This is a genomic window from Brucella sp. MAB-22, from assembly GCF_025908475.1.
Lineage (GTDB): Bacteria > Pseudomonadota > Alphaproteobacteria > Rhizobiales > Rhizobiaceae > Brucella > Brucella anthropi.
In genome coordinates this window covers 1,195,001-1,211,891 of record NZ_CP109781.1, presented here as the reverse complement: position 1 = coordinate 1,211,891, position 16,891 = coordinate 1,195,001, and the positions used below count along the sequence as shown (strand labels likewise).

Below are 16,891 nucleotides of genomic sequence, written 5' to 3'. Positions count from 1 at the left end.
CCGGAGAAACGGGGCGGAAGCGTGAATTTCAGGGTGAGGTAGAGTTTTAACGACCAGCCGGAATGATCTGGCGACGCCAGGGATTGAGCAGCTTGTCGCGCATATCGCCAATGGTCATCCAGTTGACCGGAATGAGCTTTTCGCGTTGAGCCGCATCCATGTACGGAATGCGCTTCTTCGTTTCGTCGTTCACGTCCGCTTTCATGTTCGATGGCGCATAGAACATGATCTCGGCGAACCGGGCCTGCGTCTCGGGGCTTATCGCATAGTCGATGAATGTCTTGGTTGCATCCATATTTTTGCCGTTGGCAATCGCACTGATGACATTCACTTGCGCAGCCGTGCCTTCCTTCGGGCCGACCGACTGAAGCTTTCCGCCGGTCTGGTCGAAGTAGAACTGGGCGCGGGCATTATAGCCGATGGACAAGGTTGCGGTGCCGTTTGCAACCAGCGTATAGGCATCGGGCTTCGGTTCCCACGTCTGCACGGCAGGCGCCAGCTCCACCAGCTTGTCGACGCCCGGCTTCACAGTCTTCGTATAGTCGTCTTCACCAGCGAGACGGTTCGCGATGATCGTAAGCAGGATGGCTTGAATATCGCCGCCGCCCTGTGCCGGGATGATAACCTTGCCGCTTTGCTGCTTGTCCCAGAGCGCTTCCCAGCTATCCGGTGCACCTTGCGCAAATGCATCGTTGTTATAAAGAAGCGAAAGCGTGTCATATGTGATCGGAATTGCAGCGCCTGCGAGTTCCTTGCCGAGGTCGGCGACATCCGCATAATTTTTGAGCGATGCCGGATCGAGCTTCTCGACCAGCCCTTCCTCATCGGCGATCTTGGCGACCGAAAGGTCATAGATGACCGCATCCGTCTGGGGAGAGGACTTCTGGGCGCGCATGTTGCCGAGCGATGTCGCTGCATTCTGCACACCGTAATAGGTGACCTTGATGTCGGGATGTTCCTTCTGGAACGGCTCGATGACGGCCTTGACATAATTGTCCTGGAATGCGCCGCGATAACCCATCACCGTGATTTCAGCAGCATTGGCTGCGAAAACAGTCATTGCCGAAACACTCAACGCTAAACTTGCCAGAAAAGCCGATTTTCTGTTGATCGAACGTGCCATCAGTCACTCCCCTTTTGTTTGAAGGTAAGGTGAAGAATGGTGGCCGGAGCGTCCAACGACTTATTCTGTCCGCCTGTTCGATTTTGCTTTATGCCTTTGAATTTCAGGGGGTTCTGGGCTTGAGTGACAGGTGGCAAGATTGGGATGACGCACCCGGTATTTCAGGCGTGATGAAATTCTAATCTGTTGCCTGTTTTTTGAGCAGACATTCTCCGCTTTCCGTTGTGCAAATCTTGCCCGCTTTATCGCTTGCGCCTGTACCACCGTAGAAATGCGTCAAATTTGAAACTGGCACGGTCCTTGCTTCTATTAAATCGAACACCGAGCCGCGCGACACCGCATGACTTGTGGTGATCGATCAACCGAGGATGACAGAGAGACTAGCGATGACCAAGTACAAGCTCGAATACATTTGGCTCGATGGATGCACCCCTGCTGCCGGACTGCGCGGCAAGACGCAGATCAAGGAATTCGATGCTTTTCCGACACTTGAGCAACTGCCGCTCTGGGGTTTCGACGGCTCGTCGACGATGCAGGCCGAAGGCCGCAGCTCCGATTGCGTCTTGAAGCCGGTCGCGATCTATCCTGATCCCGCACGCAAGAACGGCGTTCTCGTGATGTGTGAAGTCATGATGCCGGATGGCATCACGCCGCATCCATCCAACAGCCGTGCAACCGTCCTCGAAGACGATGATGCATGGTTCGGTTTCGAGCAGGAATACTTCTTCTACAAGGATGGCCGTCCGCTCGGCTTCCCGGAACAGGGCTTTCCTGCCCCGCAGGGCCCATATTACACCGGCGTCGGCTACAAGAATGTCGGCTCCATCGCCCGCAAGATCGTTGAGGAACATCTCGATCTCTGCCTCGATGCCGGTATCAATCACGAAGGCATCAATGCTGAAGTGGCCAAGGGCCAGTGGGAATTCCAGATTTTCGGCAAGGGCTCCAAGAACGCCGCCGACCAGATCTGGATGGCCCGTTATCTCCTGCTTCGCCTCTGCGAACAGTATGAAATCGATATCGAATTCCATTGCAAGCCGCTCGGCGATACCGATTGGAACGGCTCGGGCATGCACTGCAACTTCTCGACCAAGTATATGCGTGAAGTGGGCGGCAAGGACTATTTCGAAGCGCTCATGGCTCAGTTCGACAAGAACCTGCAGGACCATATCGACGTTTACGGCCCGGACAACCACATGCGCCTGACCGGCAAGCATGAAACCGCACCATGGAACAAGTTCTCCTACGGCGTTGCCGACCGTGGCGCTTCGATCCGCGTTCCACACGCATTCGTCAGGGATGGATATCGCGGCTATCTGGAAGATCGCCGCCCGAACTCGCAGGGCTGCCCATACCAGATCGCTTCGCAGGTTCTGAAGACGATTTCTGAAGTCCCGACCTCGGAAGACGAAGCACTGGCTGCTTAATTTCTAGCCAAACGGCCTGCTTGAGGATTTCAGCAGGCCGTTTTGCTTCATTCTCGCGAAACTGCAGACAACAAAAAAGGCCGGGGCGAAAACGCACCGACCTTCCTGATCATCGCTTTCCTACCAGTGCCAGTACATCCGTGGTCAAAAGCATCAAGCGATGAAGGCTATTGCGAGCGACAGACGCGTTCCAGCGCTCTTAAGCAATGCCTATGACAGCCATATAGGTGCACATCTTGTTCAAAACAAGGTCGTGCAACAATTTCTATAAATTAGTTTGACGCTTTAACCTGACGTCGCGCCAGCAGATACACGACGACAATTCCGGCACCGATCGCATAGGCCAGAACATCCAGCCAATCCGGCGTCGCTCCGAGAATAATACGCAGGGCCGGGTTTCCGATCACGATATCGAACTGCTTTGCAAGATACTGACCGTATTCCACCGCCACGCCGGTCAGAAACGCGATCAAGGCCAGCAGCAGGCGGTTTCCGTCAATAAAAGTTCTGAGCACCGCATAGACAAAGATGACGGCGATCACATCCCCGATGAAGCTTCTGATCCAGCCCAATCCTGCCCCCATTGTCGCGAGCAGAGCAAGTAGCGCCAGAAGCATCAGCGTGAAACACAATGCCGATCGCGAAAATTTAAACTGCACGGGATTTTCCTGCCAGGATATAGATCAAAGCCTAATCCAGCTTTTTCCCGTTCCACGCAAGACCGACGCACCGGAATATTAGTGGACTACTTGTTACTGCGATGGCACAAAGCGCCATCGCAGTCCCTTTTCATCGCTGTTCCTATAAAGCCTCACGCCACGTTCAGAACGCTTTCAGGCGCAAAAGCTTCATAACCAAGCGCTTCCGCAACCGGTTTGTTGGTGATGCGCCCTTTGTGAACGTTCAGGCCATTGCGCAGGTGCTTGTCCTCGGCAATTGCCCTCAAACCACGGTCAGCAAGCGCCAGACCGTAATGAAGGGTGGCATTGTTGAGGGCGTGCGCCGAGGTCACCGGAACAGCACCCGGCATATTGGCCACGCAGTAATGGACGATCCCGTCCACTTCGTAAGTGGGATCGGAATGTGTCGTTGCATGGGATGTCTCGAAACAGCCGCCCTGATCGATAGCTACATCGACGATAACCGCCCCCTTCTTCATGCCCGAGAGCATTTCGTGGGTGACGAGTTTCGGCGCTGCAGCACCGGGGATCAGCACGGCGCCGATGACGAGATCGGCAGAGAAGACTTCATCTTCAAGCGCTTGAATACTGGAATAGCGTGTATGAACGCGACCGCTAAATATATCGTCGAGCTGGCGCAGACGCGGCAGCGAGCGATCCAGAATGGACACGTCGGCGCCAAGCCCCACTGCCATTCTGGCCGCATGAAGCCCGACGACGCCACCGCCGATGATCGTGACTTTTGCCGGCAGCACGCCGGGCACGCCACCCAGCAGAATACCGAGGCCGCCATTGGCTTTCTGGAGCGCCGTCGCACCGGCCTGTATCGACAGACGGCCCGCCACTTCCGACATCGGGGCGAGCAGCGGCAATCCACCGCGATCATCCGTTACGGTTTCATAGGCAATTGCCGTCACGCCGGAGGCGAGCAGGCCCTTGGTCTGTTCCGGGTCGGGGGCGAGATGGAGATAAGTGTAGAGAAGCTGGCCTTCGCGAAGCTGTGCCCATTCGGAGGGCTGTGGCTCCTTGACCTTCACGATCATGTCGCACTTCTCAAAAATGTCTTTTGCAGAAGCGGCAATTTTCGCACCAGCGGCGATGTAGCTGGCATCATCGGCACCGATACCGGCACCTGCCTTTGTTTCAATCCAGACTTCGTGGCCATGGGCCACATATTCACGAACCGCGGCGGGGGTCAGTCCGACACGATATTCATGGTTCTTGATTTCCTTCGGGCAGCCGACACGCATAAGCGTTCCTCTCATTTTTTGCCCACTTGCCGTGGGTCGTTGTCGATCCGAAAATGAGAACATCTGCGGCTTGCAATGTCCTTGCAAAGAAGATTTGCCTGCGCAGGTTTTTTAGTGAATTATTGTGCAGATGATCCTCTTTTTCGAAGGTTCTTCGAATGAGCAATCTTGATCCTATCGATCTTGCAATTCTCAGGACATTGCAGGCCAATGCGCGCATCACCAATGCAGAACTTGCGGAGAAGGTTGGATTGTCGCCTTCAGCCTGTTCGCGTCGCCTCGACATTCTGGAAAAAAGCGATGTAATCGCCGGTTATCATGCCCGCCTGTCCCAGAAGGCGCTCGAATACCGGATGATTGCAATTGTCCATATCTCACTCTCCGGACAGTTCGCCAAGACGCTGGCCGAATTCGAGGCTGCAGTGAAGCGTTGTCCCAACGTACTTGTCTGTTATCTGATGTCGGGGGAATATGATTATATTCTGCGCGTTGCGGCGCGTGATCTTGAGGATTACGAGCGCATCCATCGCGACTGGCTCTCGGCTCTTCCGCATGTCGTGAAGATCAATTCCAGTTTTGCGCTGCGTGAGGTGATCGACCGGCCGAATGTCGGTCTCTGACTTTTTATTTTGACACGCATCGTACCCGAAAACCGTTTCACACTTTTCAGGATGCGCTCTAGATTAAAGCTTTCGAGTCCCTGATCGTTGGATCCATGTTGCAGTTCACCAGAAGAGTTTTGCAAGAGGCCGGTTGGGGCTTGCCAGCCTCAGTGGTCCTGCATCTGGTGCTGGCAACTCTGTTTCTGGTCCGCCTTCCGGCACTCCCTTCGCCGGCTTCGGAACAAAGCGTCAATGTGGAGCTGGTTCAACCACCACCCCCTGAAAAGAAGCCTCAGCAACAGGCACCAAAGACGCCGGAACAAGCCGCACCTCCACCGCAGCCACAGGCATTCGAATCTGCCTCGGCGAAGCAAGACGTGAAGTCACCGCCAGAACAGGACCTGCCGCCCGCAGCGCCTGAAGAAATACAGAAGCCGGACGAACCCTCCGAGACTGCAGCCACAACGGATGCTGACAAGGCGGAAGAAAAACCTTCTGTGACGGAGGGCCAGCCTTCCGAACAGCTTCTTCAAGCGGAGAAACCATCTGAATCCGGTCAGGCCGCCGCGGAAAAAACTCAAACAGCACCGAAGCAAAAAGCCGATACTCCCAAACCGGCGACGCCTGCCAAGAAACTGACGCGAGCGCGTGAAATCTATTCGAAGGACGCCATGTCCGATCCCCGTGTGAAACAGGCGCTGGGAAAGCTCGCGCCAAAGGACCGGATCATCCAGATTTGCGGCATCGAAGCGCTTGAACAGGTGCGCCGCCATAAAGCCGGTGCTTTTCCGGATATGCTTGCGCGTGAAGGCGGCTCCGTTTCGACAACCGGCCTGACCGTCAGCGACGGCGCCTTTCGCAGCCAGCGCAAGTGGTATGCTATCGACTTCACATGCAAGGTCGATGCGGAAACGATGGTGATTGGCTCTTTCAGCTACAATATCGGCAGGGCAATTCCGGAAAGAGAATGGGCCAGACGACAGCTTCCAAGGGATTGATAGCAGCCATGAAAATGTCGTCCCGCCGGTGTATCACCATTCGTCAATGCAAACTGAACAGCATAACTGAAATTCAAGGAGACTGGCATGACTGTGCATTTCGCCCCGCAACTGACTGTGTGTGGAATTCAGGAACTGCCCGATCAGCGGACGCGCAAAGTCACCCATGTTCTTTCGCTGGTTGATCCGGACCTTCCGGAACTGGATGCGTTTCAGACTTTCGAGCAGCACCATCGTGTAACGCTGCGTTTTCACGACATCATCAACGCAGCCGACAACCACACAATGCCAACGCCCGACCATGTGAATGCGATCCTGCAGTTCGGCTCGGAATTCCAGAAGACACAGAACCCGCAAGCGCCGAGCCACCTGCTGGTCCATTGCCATATGGGCGTGTCGCGCTCGACGGCGGCAATGGTTTCGCTTATGGCACAGGCCAATCCGGACGAGACGGCAGAAAGCCTTTTCACCCGCCTTGTCGCCATTCGCCCCCAGGCATGGCCGAACTCCCAGATGATCGGCTTTGCCGACGAGCAGCTTGGACGCAGAGGCGAACTGACCGCCGCATTGCGCAGACATTATGGACGCCAGATTGAACGCACCCCCCAGTTTACCGAATTGATGGAGAGGCTGGGACGTCATGCCGAGCTTCAGATGGCGCTGCGGGACTAGAGCCCCGCACCATCCATATTGTTCAGTTTGAACCTTCATCCCCGGCAAGCTTCGTAACCTTGCCGGGCGGCGTCAGCGGTTCCGGAACAGGAACGCCGGTGAGCAGCCGATCGGCCCCCGAATAGATATCGCCCTGCACCTGTGCCGTCAGCCGTTCAGCATCGCGCATGCGAATATCGCGTAGCGTATCCTCTGCGAGACTCTCATCCAGACCAAGCTCACAAAGCGCTTCCTTTCCGAAAAGTAGTGCAGATTCGAACGTTTCGCGCAGTTCAAAATCCACACCTGCTTTCAACAACTCGATGGAATGCGTGCGGTCGTAGGAACGCACCATGATCTTTGCTGCCGGGAAATGAGACTTGACCAGTTCCACGATGCGATTGGCCGTCTTTCGGTCATCCACGCAGATCATGATGACTTCCGCTTCGTCTGCACCTGAATGATGCAGGATATCGAGACGTGATCCATCGCCATAAAATATCTTGAAACCGAACCGCCCGGCTTCACGGATACGGTTGGGATCGGCTTCGATAATCGAAACATCCGATCTCTGGGCAAGAAGCAATTGCGCCGCGATTTGTCCAAAACGCCCGAAACCGATCATCAACACCCGACCTTTGAGATTATGAGCGGTTTCAACGCCTTCGAGAGAAGGCGCTTCCTCGCGCAAAAGTCGGGAACCCAGAAGCAGCACGAACGGTGTCACGGCCATCGATAGAATGATGACAGTCGAAAACAGCGCATTGTCGCGTGCTGAAAGCAACCCGTTACCGAATGCCGACGTGTAGAGCACGAAGGCGAATTCTCCGCCCTGCGCGAAGAGCAACGTCCGTTCGAGCGCCGAACGATGGCTGGAGCCGAAAATTCGGGCGACGGCATAGATGCCGATTGCCTTGGTAATCACATAGGCAATGAGGAAGATGAGGACCGTGGGCCAGTCCGAAGCAACCACGCCGAGATCAAGCGACATGCCGACAGCCAGAAAGAACAGCCCCATCAGGAGCCCCTTGAACGGCTCGATGTCACTTTCGATCTGGTGCCGGTAACTGGAACCAGACAGCATGACCCCGGCCAGGAAAGCGCCCATCGCCATGGAAAGGCCGCTCGCTTCCATCAGCAGGGCAGCCCCGAGCACGACGATCAGTGCGCCAGCCGTCAAAACCTCGCGCGCCCTCGCACGCGCCAGCAAGGAGAAGAACGGATCCAGCAGCCAGCGCCCGACAGCAATCAGCAGCAAAATGGCGCCAATGGCCGTCACAATGCCCAGGATTCCGCCGGACTCATGCTGGGAAGGCGAAAGGAAAGCAACGAGCGCCAGCAGCGGAACGATCATCAAATCTTCGAGCAGGAGAATGGAAACGGCCTTCTGTCCGTCGGGCGTGGCTATTTCGCCTCGCTCCTGCAGCATCGACATGATGACAGCTGTGGAAGACAGCACGAAGCCAGCCCCCGCGATCAAGGCCGTTATCGGAGACAGGCCCAGAAGAACCCCTGCCCCTGTCAGAAGGGCGATACAGCCCAGAACCTGTGCAAGACCGAGACCGAATATCTGCTGCCGCATCGTCCAGAGCTTGCCAGGGCGCATTTCAAGTCCGATGACGAACAGGAACATGACGACGCCAAGTTCGGAAAAATGCAGGATCGTTGCGGGGTCAGTGAAGAAGCCGAAGACCGAAGGCCCCACCAGGGCACCGGCGGCGAAATATCCCAGCACAGAACCGAGACCCAGTTTCCGAAACAACGGCACCGCCACGACACCGGCGGCAAGCAGAACCACCGCAGGCCCGAGTGTCTGTCCAAGTCCTTCAGTCGCCATATGGTCTCCGTGTCAGGATCCGTTTGTTATGTTTCACTAATATACCAAGTCAATAAAAACTGAACAATTAACGCATCTCCGTCAACCGGATTCAAATTCCATCCGCGATGTGGCAGCCGAACTGATTATGGCTTACATTCCATGTGGTTAGATAGAACGGAGCAAGAATGAACCTGATCGCCCATGTGGAAATACCGGTAGCTGATCTTGAAAGGGCTATGCGATTCTACTCCGCAGTGTTCGGAGTGACTTTTGGTGACGTCGTTACGATACACGGAAACAGAATGGCCTATTTCCCTTTTGAAGAAGGCAAGGATGGCGCGAGTGCCGCGCTTGCCGAAGGCGACGTCTATATTCCAACCGTGCATGGCGCGATTATCTATTTCAATGTCGACGATGTGGACACCGTCATCACCAAGGCCGCGCAAGAGGGCAGCGAAATGCTGTTCCCGAAAACGCCGGTTGGAAACGGCTTTGTCGCGGAGATCAGGGACAGCGAAGGCAACCGGATTGCGATCCAGACTACCTGATATCTAAACCGGCTTTGCAAGCAGGCCGGTTGCAAGCGCTCGAAAGGCATCAATCGCCTTCGAAAGAACCCCTTTCGGATCTTCACTGGCGGCAATCCAGAGCGCCGCATTCAATGCTGCCCCGTTGAGCAACCGTGCGGCGGCTTCCGGGTCGACCGGTTTCAGCACGCCTTGCTCTATCAAAAGAGCAATCTTTTGCCGGGACGCCTGCAGACAACTGTTCTGGCTCGGCCATTGTGATGGATCGCCGAGAAACGCCGGTCCATCAAGCAGCACGATGCGCTGGACATCAGGATCGAGTGCCGCCTCGATATAGGCAACCCCTTCCGCCAAAAGCCCCTCCCACAGATTATCCGCCCGCGCAGCAATCTCTTGAGCACGTTCGGCCATTTCGCCATCCATCTGGCTGACCACAGCCGCCAGCAGCCCGCGCTTATCTCCAAAATTATGGTAGAGCGCACCACGTGTCAGCCCGACTTCCGCAGTCAGTTCATCCATAGAGGCGGCGGCATAACCCTTTTCCGCAAAAGCCTTCCGGGCTGCCGCTATCAGCTTCACCCGGTTTTCTTCCATCGCCTTGATGCGCAGGTTCATGGCCATCGTCACACCTTTTTTGATATACGCACCGTATATTAATTGACATACGGATCGTATATGAATATTTAGTATACGTGACGTATATCAAATATCCCGGTTGTTTGTGAAGCCGCAGATACAAAAATCTTCCGATAACGCAGGCCCCAGCATCAAAAAGGAAAACGAAAATGACCAGAAGAGAAACAATTTTTCCCGCCGACCGCAGTGCCCTTTATGACAAGCATCGTTATTCCGCCGCTATCCGCTCGGGCGACCTGCTGTTTGTCTCCGGTCAGGTTGGAAGCCGCAGCGACGGCACGCCCGAACCCGACTTCGCAAAGCAGGTTCAACTCGCGTTCGATAATCTTGAAGCGACACTGAAGGCAGCCGGTGCCACTTTCGATGACATTGTTGATATAACCTCTTTTCATACCGATCCTGAAAACCAGTTCGAGGCCGTCCTGCAGGTCAAGGACCGAATTTTCAGCGCCCCACCTTTCCCCAATTGGACTGCTATCGGCGTCAACTGGCTCGCCGGTTTCGACTTTGAAATCAAAGTCATCGCTCGCTTACCGCAATAGAGACAGGCCATAAGTCGGAGCGGCTAATCCCGTTCCGGCAACTGTCATTCGCATTCCGCAATATAATTTGATTTGCAATTCAAACTATATTGCGTCTCAATGAACTCATGATTTCAGACGCTCCCCGCTCTCAATTCGGTATTCGCTTTTCACTGCTGGCGCGGCGCTGGCGACGTGCGCTCGACATCCGCCTTGCCCAAGCCGGGCTGACTGATGCGACCTGGGTTCCCCTTGTCCACCTTCACCAGACCGGCGGTGGACTGACGCAGAAGGAACTGGCTGCCCTCGTCGGCATAGATGGGTCCAGTCTCGTACGCCTCCTCGACATTCTATGTCGGCAAGGCCTGGCGGAGCGCCGCGTCGATGAAAGGGATAGTCGTGCAAGGCTGGTTCATCTGACGGCGCAAGGGGAAAAGCGGGTTGCCGAAATTCGTCAGGAGCTGGCAAAGGGCGAGCAAGAAATGCTCGCCGATCTGTCAGACAATGACATTGCAATCATGCTTCGCAGCTTTGACAGCATTGAGCACCGACTGACGCTGATGCAATCCGATCGCGAGCAGGACCGAGAATAATGAAAGCGGACCGATCTCTTTCAGGACGGCGCCACGCCGCCTATAACCTTTTGAAGCCTCAGCAGTTTCGAGAAAGCATCGCCATTGCTGGCCAGCCATCGCTCCGAAACTCATCGCTTGCCGGGCTTCAGGCTGCCGCCACGGTTGCCATCGCGCTTCCGCTGGTCAGCCTGTCCTCATGGTCGCATCTGATCGGCTTTGCCTCGCTTGGCTCGCTCGTCGCATTGTTCGGCCGGTTTGCTCCGGAGGCAAAACGCGAATGGATCGTCCTCCTGTGCGCGATCTGCCAGACACTTGCGGTGTTTTTCATGTCGCTCGCCACATGGGTTGGCTTGCCCTTGCCCGGCCAGCTTTTGCTGCTGGCACTTTCTGCGGGCATATTCTCTTTCATAACCGTTACCGGCAAATTCGGACCACCCGGCGCGCTCATATTCATCTTCGCAGCCGGTGCCTCCATGATGCCGGTCGCGTCGCTGCACGTTGTGTTTGAGCGTACCGCCGCGACAGCAATCGTCTCGGCTCTCGCTTGCCTGATCTGTGCCCTGACCGAGAAGTTTCGTCATCAGGCATCGCCGGAAAAGCCATTTCCGTCCGAGCCGTCACGCCCGATCGCTCACCGGCTTATTGCCGCCGGTCGGATTTCGCTTGGTGCCGCAATTGCCGCGCTGACCGCTTATGCTCTCGGCGCCATCCACCCAGCCTGGGCAGCCATGGGCGCTGTCGCCGTGATGCAGGGCGCGCATCTGCACATCAGCATGAACCGGGCCTTGCAACGCATGGCAGGCACGCTTCTGGGCGCCTTGATTACATGGCTGGTGCTTGCGCAAGGCCCCAGTCTCTGGTGCGTCATTGCAATCCTGGCCGGACTGCAATTCACCACCGAGGTCATTATTGGCAGCAATTATGCGCTGGGGCAGATTCTGGTAACTCCGATGGCGCTTTTGATGACCTATCTGGCAATGCCCGGAGTGTCCCACAATGGTATGATTTCCGAACGTATCCTCGATACGTTTCTGGGCGCAGCTCTGGCGGTTGTCTTCGCAATCATTTGTTCCAATCGCGACGACCGTATTTTTCTCGCCCAACATAGGGCGAGAAAATAACGCACCAAAAGAAAAAGGCGCCTTACGGCGCCTTTCTGCTAGCTTACCAATCGGCCCAGCCATATCAATATGCAGGCACCGATAAAGCCCGCGATCAGATAGCCCAGCCAGCCGCCGAACGAAACACCGAGAAATCCGAAAATAAAACTCGCTACGGCTGCGCCGATGATACCGAGAATGACATTCATGAATATCCCGGTATTGCTGTTCATGAAATTGGAGGCAATCCAGCCGGCCAGGCCGCCTATGATGATCGCCGCAATCCAGCCAATTCCTGCGCTTCCCATCGGGAACCCTCCTGATTACAATCCGGCGGGAACTTTACCGCCATTATCCTTGAGTTTCTGGATAACCTGCTTGTGCAGCCAGACATTCATGGTCGCGGAATCGCCTGTGTCGCCGGTATAGCCCAGCTCCTTGGCGAGTTGCTTGCGGTGCTCCAGACTGCTGTCGAGGCCAAGGGCCTTCATCAGATCGACGATCGAAGTCTTCCAGTTGAGCTTCTGGCCGCTTTTGGCAACGGCAGCGTCCAGAATGGCGCCTACGTCGACAGCGCCCGCGGCAGCGGATGCAGATGGCGCCGGAGCGGCGGCAGTAGAGGAAGCGGTCGGTGTCGGAGCAGGCTGTGCAGCCGTTTCCGCCTCAGGAGTTGCCGCTTGTGCCTCGCCCCAAATGGCGTTCTTGATCTTATCGAAAATCCCCATAATGAACTCCAATCGTTGAAAACCGATATGCCCCCAAACTCCCGATTTGTGACGACCGGAAACCTGGACACAGCAAATCATCCGGTGATTCCCAGACAAACGCTCGAACTAAATGAATCTGAAGCCATTTTGTTCCCGATAAAGATGCAGTTGAAAGTTTCTTCCACGTATAGGCCGGTATTCGAGTGAGCTCGAGCGGCATAAATCCGGGCACCAAGACAGGCTCAGCGATCTGCACCGGACATATCGCCAGCACGAAACAGTCCGCTGACAACGCGCGTGCCAGGCATGTTTATGATGCAACGGGATTTCATGTGACGGGTATCAATATGAATAAGTCCCTCACTTAGTGGGCATTGGGAGCCAGGCTTCCGGACACACTCGATTTTTCATACGATGACTGATAGCTGAGGTTGTTACGCCGAGCTCGATTGCAGCCATTTTCATGCTTTTGCGGCGTACGATTGTCACGAATATGTTGAGATCAGCCAGCGCGGAGCGATCGAGGTTCACGATTGTCTTCCTTTGATAACGAGGCTGTTTGATAGCTTAAGCAGATCAGTTTGTCGTTATGGTTGGGACGGGGAGGTTTTGCAGCTGCCTAGGCTGCTTTGGTCAAAAAAAAGCCCGCGTTGCGGCGGGTTTTGATTTGGTTTTTGGCTGGTGCCTGGTTGCGTTGTCGGGGGATTGTTTCGCTGGATCAGTACCTTTTGCTGCCCACCCTTGGGGTTATGAGCGCGCTGCGGTGCGTGCGTATAGAACTCGCTTCCGCGCATCGATTTTAGGTCGAACGGTCTTCTGCGAGAAGAAGGAGCCAGCTCGCAAAGATACGAACATCGGATATGATCGAGAGATTTATGTATTTTCGTGGGAATTTGGTTGCGGGGGCAGGATTTGAACCTGCGGCCTTCAGGTTATGAGCCTGACGAGCTACCGGGCTGCTCCACCCCGCGCTATGGGTGTTTATTTTGAACCGGTTGGGTAGTTTTTGCGCATCGCGCTTACGAAAGCTGTTTTGTATGTTTTGAGAAGATGGAATGTTATTTGTGTGCTTGGCAGACCTGGCAGCGACCTACTCTCCCGTGTCTTAAGACAAAGTACCATTGGCGCTGGAGCGTTTCACGGCCGAGTTCGGAATGGGATCGGGTGCAGCCGCTCCGCCATAACCACCAGGTCGGCGAAGAACACAAATATGAGAAGCTGGTTGTCTTTCGTGCAGATAAATCAGCGATAAACGCTGATAAACAATAAGCACACGACTGTGTGCCGGCGCCTTTGCGCCGCCCTCTTAGGACGCCATTCACGAAGTGAATAAGGCGTGAGGGGCAAAGTTTTCATCAAGCTACGCTTGATGGATATTGTAAATGGGAGTGATCAAGTCGATCGAGCTATTAGTACCGGTAAGCTACATGCGTTGCCGCACTTCCACACCCGGCCTATCAACGTGGTAGTCTTCCACGGCTCTGATAGGGAATACTCGTTTTTAGGTGGGTTTCCCGCTTAGATGCCTTCAGCGGTTATCCCGTCCGTATATAGCTACCCTGCTATGCCGTTGGCACGACAACAGGTCCACCAGAGATACGTCCATCCCGGTCCTCTCGTACTAGGGACAGATCCTATCAATATTCCTACACCCACGGCAGATAGGGACCGAACTGTCTCACGACGTTCTGAACCCAACTCACGTACCGCTTTAAATGGCGAACAGCCATACCCTTGGGACCTGCTCCAGCCCCAGGATGCGATGAGTCGACATCGAGGTGCCAAACAACCCCGTCGATATGGACTCTTGGGGGTCATCAGCCTGTTATCCCCGGCGTACCTTTTATCCGTTGAGCGATGGCCCTTCCACGCGGGACCACCGGATCACTATGACCGACTTTCGTCTCTGCTCGACTTGTCAGTCTTGCAGTCAGGCAGGCTTATGCCATTGCACTCGACGAACGATTTCCGACCGTTCTGAGCCTACCATCGCGCGCCTCCGTTACTCTTTAGGAGGCGACCGCCCCAGTCAAACTACCCACCATACACGGTCCTGGACCCGGATAACGGGCCGCAGTTAGACATCCATATAGGCAAGGGTGGTATTTCAAGGATGACTCCACAATGGCTGGCGCCACTGCTTCAAAGTCTACCACCTATCCTACACATGCCGACACGAATGCCAGTGTAAAGCTATAGTAAAGGTGCACGGGGTCTTTCCGTCTAACCGCAGGAACCCCGCATCTTCACGGGGAATTCAATTTCACTGAGTCTGCGTTGGAGACAGCGGGGAAGTCGTTACGCCATTCGTGCAGGTCGGAACTTACCCGACAAGGAATTTCGCTACCTTAGGACCGTTATAGTTACGGCCGCCGTTTACTGGGGCTTCAATTCAATGCTTGCACATCTCCTCTTAACCTTCCAGCACCGGGCAGGCGTCAGACCCTATACGTCGTCTTGCGACTTCGCAGAGCCCTGTGTTTTTGGTAAACAGTCGCTACCCCCTGGTCTGTGCCACCCCCACCTAGTTGCCTAAATGGAGGTCACGCTTCTTCCGAAGTTACGCGTGCATTTTGCCGAGTTCCTTCAACGCAGTTCTCTCAAGCGCCTTGGTATTCTCTACCAGTCCACCAGTGTCGGTTTAGGGTACGGTCTATATGCAGGAGCTATTTCCTGGAACCGCTTCGCTGCACATTCAATCCAATAAGAATGTACAACACACGCGATCCGTCACTACCTGCAGGCCCACGAATATTAACGTGGTTCCCATCGACTACGCCTTTCGGCCTCGCCTTAGGGGCCGGCTAACCCTGCTCAGATTAACTTTAAGCAGGAACCCTTGGACTTTCGGCGAGGGAGTCTCTCACTCCCTTTATCGTTACTCATGTCAGCATTCTCACTTCCGATACCTCCAGGATGTCTCACGACTGTCCCTTCACAGGCTTACGGAACGCTCCGCTACCACGCACAAATGTGCATCCACAGCTTCGGTGTATGGCTTTAGCCCCGGTACATTTTCGGCGCAAAGACCCTTATTTAGACCAGTGAGCTGTTACGCTTTCTTTAAATGATGGCTGCTTCTAAGCCAACATCCTGGTTGTTTTGGGATCCTCACATCCTTTCCCACTTAGCCATAACTTAGGGACCTTAGATGGTGGTCAGGGTTGTTGCCCTCTCCACGACGGACGTTAGCACCCGCCGTGTGTCTGCCCAGTAGTACTCCCCGGTATTCGGAGTTTGATTAGGATCAGTAAGACGGTGAGTCCCCATAGCCCATTCAGTGCTCTACCCCCGGGGGTATTCGCTGGACGCTCTACCTAAATAGATTTCGCGGAGAACCAGCTATCTCCAAGTTTGATTGGCCTTTCACCCCTAGCCACAAGTCATCCCGATCTATTGCAACAGATATGGGTTCGGTCCTCCAGTACGTGTTACCGTACCTTCAACCTGCTCATGGCTAGATCACTTGGTTTCGGGTCTAATGCATCGAACTGAACGCCCTGTTCAGACTCGCTTTCGCTGCGCCTACACCTACCGGCTTAAGCTTGCTCGATACACTAAGTCGCTGACCCATTATACAAAAGGTACGCTGTCACCCAGGACGAACCTTGGGCTCCAACTGTTTGTAGGCATCCGGTTTCAGGTACTGTTTCACTCCCCTCGTCGGGGTGCTTTTCACCTTTCCCTCACGGTACTGGTTCGCTATCGGTCATGCACGAGTACTTAGGCTTGGATCGTGGTCGACCCATGTTCAGACAGGATTTCACGTGTCCCGCCCTACTCAAGGACAACAGGTGTTCTACGTGTACGGGGCTATCACCCACTTCGGCAAACCTTTCCAGGTTCTTCCACTTTATTCCCTATTGCCACTGGCCTGGTCCGCGTTCGCTCGCCACTACTAGCGGAGTCTCGTTTGATGTCCTTTCCTCTGGGTACTTAGATGTTTCAGTTCCCCAGGTTCGCTTCTAACACCCTATGTATTCAGGTGTAGATACCTTATTACGATAACTAGAAAGTTGAACTGTTCTTGCTCACGCTGTCGCAGCTTGCGCTGCTTCGCTCCGCAGGGGCGGTTCATTCGAACCGACGACCTAGCGGTCTGTATGGGCTCTCACCCATGCAGTTTCACTCCAACAATTCAAATTTTCTAGCTATCTAAGGTGGGTTGCCCCATTCGGAAATCGTCGGATCAAAGGGTATTCGCACCTCCCCGACGCTTATCGCAGCGTATCACGTCCTTCATCGCCTGTGCATGCCAAGGCATCCACCAAATGC

The 16,891-nt window shown here is 54.8% G+C and carries 16 protein-coding genes, 1 tRNA gene and 2 rRNA genes (1 of these 19 only partly in view); 8 read left to right on the top strand and 11 right to left on the bottom strand.

Annotated elements, in window-relative coordinates; all coding sequences use genetic code 11:
* Positions 1-46: 46 nt before the first annotated feature.
* Positions 47-1,123 carry an extracellular solute-binding protein gene (locus tag OHI65_RS05460; RefSeq protein WP_012093473.1) on the bottom strand — a complete coding sequence of 359 codons (1,077 nt, stop codon included), beginning with the start codon at positions 1,121-1,123 and terminating at the stop codon, positions 47-49.
* A 386-nt stretch (positions 1,124-1,509) separates the two neighbouring features.
* On the opposite strand from OHI65_RS05460, the gene OHI65_RS05455 reads away from it, so the two are divergent.
* On the top strand, positions 1,510-2,550 hold the full coding sequence (locus OHI65_RS05455; RefSeq protein ID WP_010659341.1) for a glutamine synthetase beta-grasp domain-containing protein: 1,041 nt from the start codon (positions 1,510-1,512) through the stop codon (positions 2,548-2,550).
* A 272-nt stretch (positions 2,551-2,822) separates the two neighbouring features.
* On the opposite strand, the gene OHI65_RS05450 is transcribed toward OHI65_RS05455, so the two are convergent.
* Positions 2,823-3,209 carry a DUF2809 domain-containing protein gene (locus OHI65_RS05450; RefSeq protein ID WP_012093475.1) on the bottom strand — a complete coding sequence of 129 codons (387 nt, stop codon included), beginning with the start codon at positions 3,207-3,209 and terminating at the stop codon, positions 2,823-2,825.
* A 152-nt stretch (positions 3,210-3,361) separates the two neighbouring features.
* The gene (ald, locus tag OHI65_RS05445; protein ID WP_010659343.1) at positions 3,362-4,480 is read right to left on the bottom strand and encodes an alanine dehydrogenase; all 1,119 of its coding nucleotides are present in this window, start codon (positions 4,478-4,480) and stop codon (positions 3,362-3,364) included.
* Between the two features lie 158 nt (positions 4,481-4,638).
* Here ald and OHI65_RS05440 point away from each other — a divergent pair, with 158 nt between their 5' ends.
* From OHI65_RS05440 to OHI65_RS05430, 3 genes are all read left to right on the top strand, one after another.
* The gene (locus OHI65_RS05440) at positions 4,639-5,100 is read left to right on the top strand and encodes an Lrp/AsnC family transcriptional regulator (protein WP_010659344.1); all 462 of its coding nucleotides are present in this window, start codon (positions 4,639-4,641) and stop codon (positions 5,098-5,100) included.
* Between the two features lie 140 nt (positions 5,101-5,240).
* The gene (locus OHI65_RS05435; RefSeq protein WP_235824337.1) at positions 5,241-6,080 is read left to right on the top strand and encodes a DUF930 domain-containing protein; all 840 of its coding nucleotides are present in this window, start codon (positions 5,241-5,243) and stop codon (positions 6,078-6,080) included.
* 87 nt (positions 6,081-6,167) lie between these two features.
* Positions 6,168-6,752 (top strand): tyrosine phosphatase family protein, encoded by a 585-nt coding sequence (locus OHI65_RS05430; RefSeq protein WP_125302771.1) that lies wholly within the window; start codon positions 6,168-6,170, stop codon positions 6,750-6,752.
* A 22-nt stretch (positions 6,753-6,774) separates the two neighbouring features.
* Here OHI65_RS05430 and OHI65_RS05425 read toward each other — a convergent pair whose 3' ends face one another.
* Positions 6,775-8,568 carry a monovalent cation:proton antiporter-2 (CPA2) family protein gene (locus OHI65_RS05425; protein WP_125302768.1) on the bottom strand — a complete coding sequence of 598 codons (1,794 nt, stop codon included), beginning with the start codon at positions 8,566-8,568 and terminating at the stop codon, positions 6,775-6,777.
* Between the two features lie 167 nt (positions 8,569-8,735).
* On the opposite strand from OHI65_RS05425, the gene OHI65_RS05420 reads away from it, so the two are divergent.
* Positions 8,736-9,098: a VOC family protein gene (locus OHI65_RS05420; protein ID WP_125302765.1), complete on the top strand. Its 363-nt coding sequence runs from the start codon at positions 8,736-8,738 to the stop codon at positions 9,096-9,098.
* A 3-nt stretch (positions 9,099-9,101) separates the two neighbouring features.
* On the opposite strand, the gene OHI65_RS05415 is transcribed toward OHI65_RS05420, so the two are convergent.
* Complete coding sequence (locus tag OHI65_RS05415; protein ID WP_029929971.1) at positions 9,102-9,698, bottom strand: TetR/AcrR family transcriptional regulator; 597 nt, start codon at positions 9,696-9,698, stop codon at positions 9,102-9,104.
* 164 nt (positions 9,699-9,862) lie between these two features.
* Between OHI65_RS05415 and OHI65_RS05410 the strand changes: the two genes are divergently transcribed.
* The 3 genes from OHI65_RS05410 (at position 9,863) to OHI65_RS05400 (ending at position 11,930) form a co-directional block, all read left to right on the top strand.
* On the top strand, positions 9,863-10,255 hold the full coding sequence (locus tag OHI65_RS05410) for a RidA family protein (protein WP_029929969.1): 393 nt from the start codon (positions 9,863-9,865) through the stop codon (positions 10,253-10,255).
* Between the two features lie 107 nt (positions 10,256-10,362).
* Positions 10,363-10,827, top strand: coding sequence for a MarR family winged helix-turn-helix transcriptional regulator (locus OHI65_RS05405; RefSeq protein ID WP_029929966.1), 465 nt, complete (start codon positions 10,363-10,365; stop codon positions 10,825-10,827).
* Positions 10,827-11,930, top strand: a complete 1,104-nt coding sequence (locus OHI65_RS05400; RefSeq protein ID WP_125302763.1) for an FUSC family protein — start codon at positions 10,827-10,829, stop codon at positions 11,928-11,930. Before OHI65_RS05405 ends, OHI65_RS05400 begins: the two co-directional genes overlap by 1 nt.
* Positions 11,931-11,968: 38 nt before the next feature.
* Here OHI65_RS05400 and OHI65_RS05395 read toward each other — a convergent pair whose 3' ends face one another.
* The 6 genes from OHI65_RS05395 to OHI65_RS05370 all read right to left on the bottom strand — a co-directional run.
* A complete protein-coding gene (locus OHI65_RS05395; RefSeq protein WP_010659353.1) occupies positions 11,969-12,217 on the bottom strand; it encodes a GlsB/YeaQ/YmgE family stress response membrane protein in 249 nt (82 codons plus the stop codon).
* A 15-nt stretch (positions 12,218-12,232) separates the two neighbouring features.
* Entirely contained in the window at positions 12,233-12,634 is a 402-nt protein-coding gene (locus tag OHI65_RS05390; protein ID WP_125302760.1) for a DUF3597 domain-containing protein, read from the bottom strand.
* A 342-nt stretch (positions 12,635-12,976) separates the two neighbouring features.
* On the bottom strand, positions 12,977-13,075 hold the full coding sequence (locus OHI65_RS05385) for a hypothetical protein (protein WP_231771604.1): 99 nt from the start codon (positions 13,073-13,075) through the stop codon (positions 12,977-12,979).
* Positions 13,076-13,510: 435 nt separating this feature from the next.
* Positions 13,511-13,587, bottom strand: a tRNA-Met gene (locus OHI65_RS05380).
* A gap of 106 nt (positions 13,588-13,693) precedes the next feature.
* A 5S ribosomal RNA gene (rrf, locus tag OHI65_RS05375) occupies positions 13,694-13,808 on the bottom strand.
* 196 nt (positions 13,809-14,004) lie between these two features.
* Positions 14,005-16,891: ribosomal RNA gene (locus tag OHI65_RS05370) — 23S ribosomal RNA — on the bottom strand; it runs 17 nt beyond the window's last position.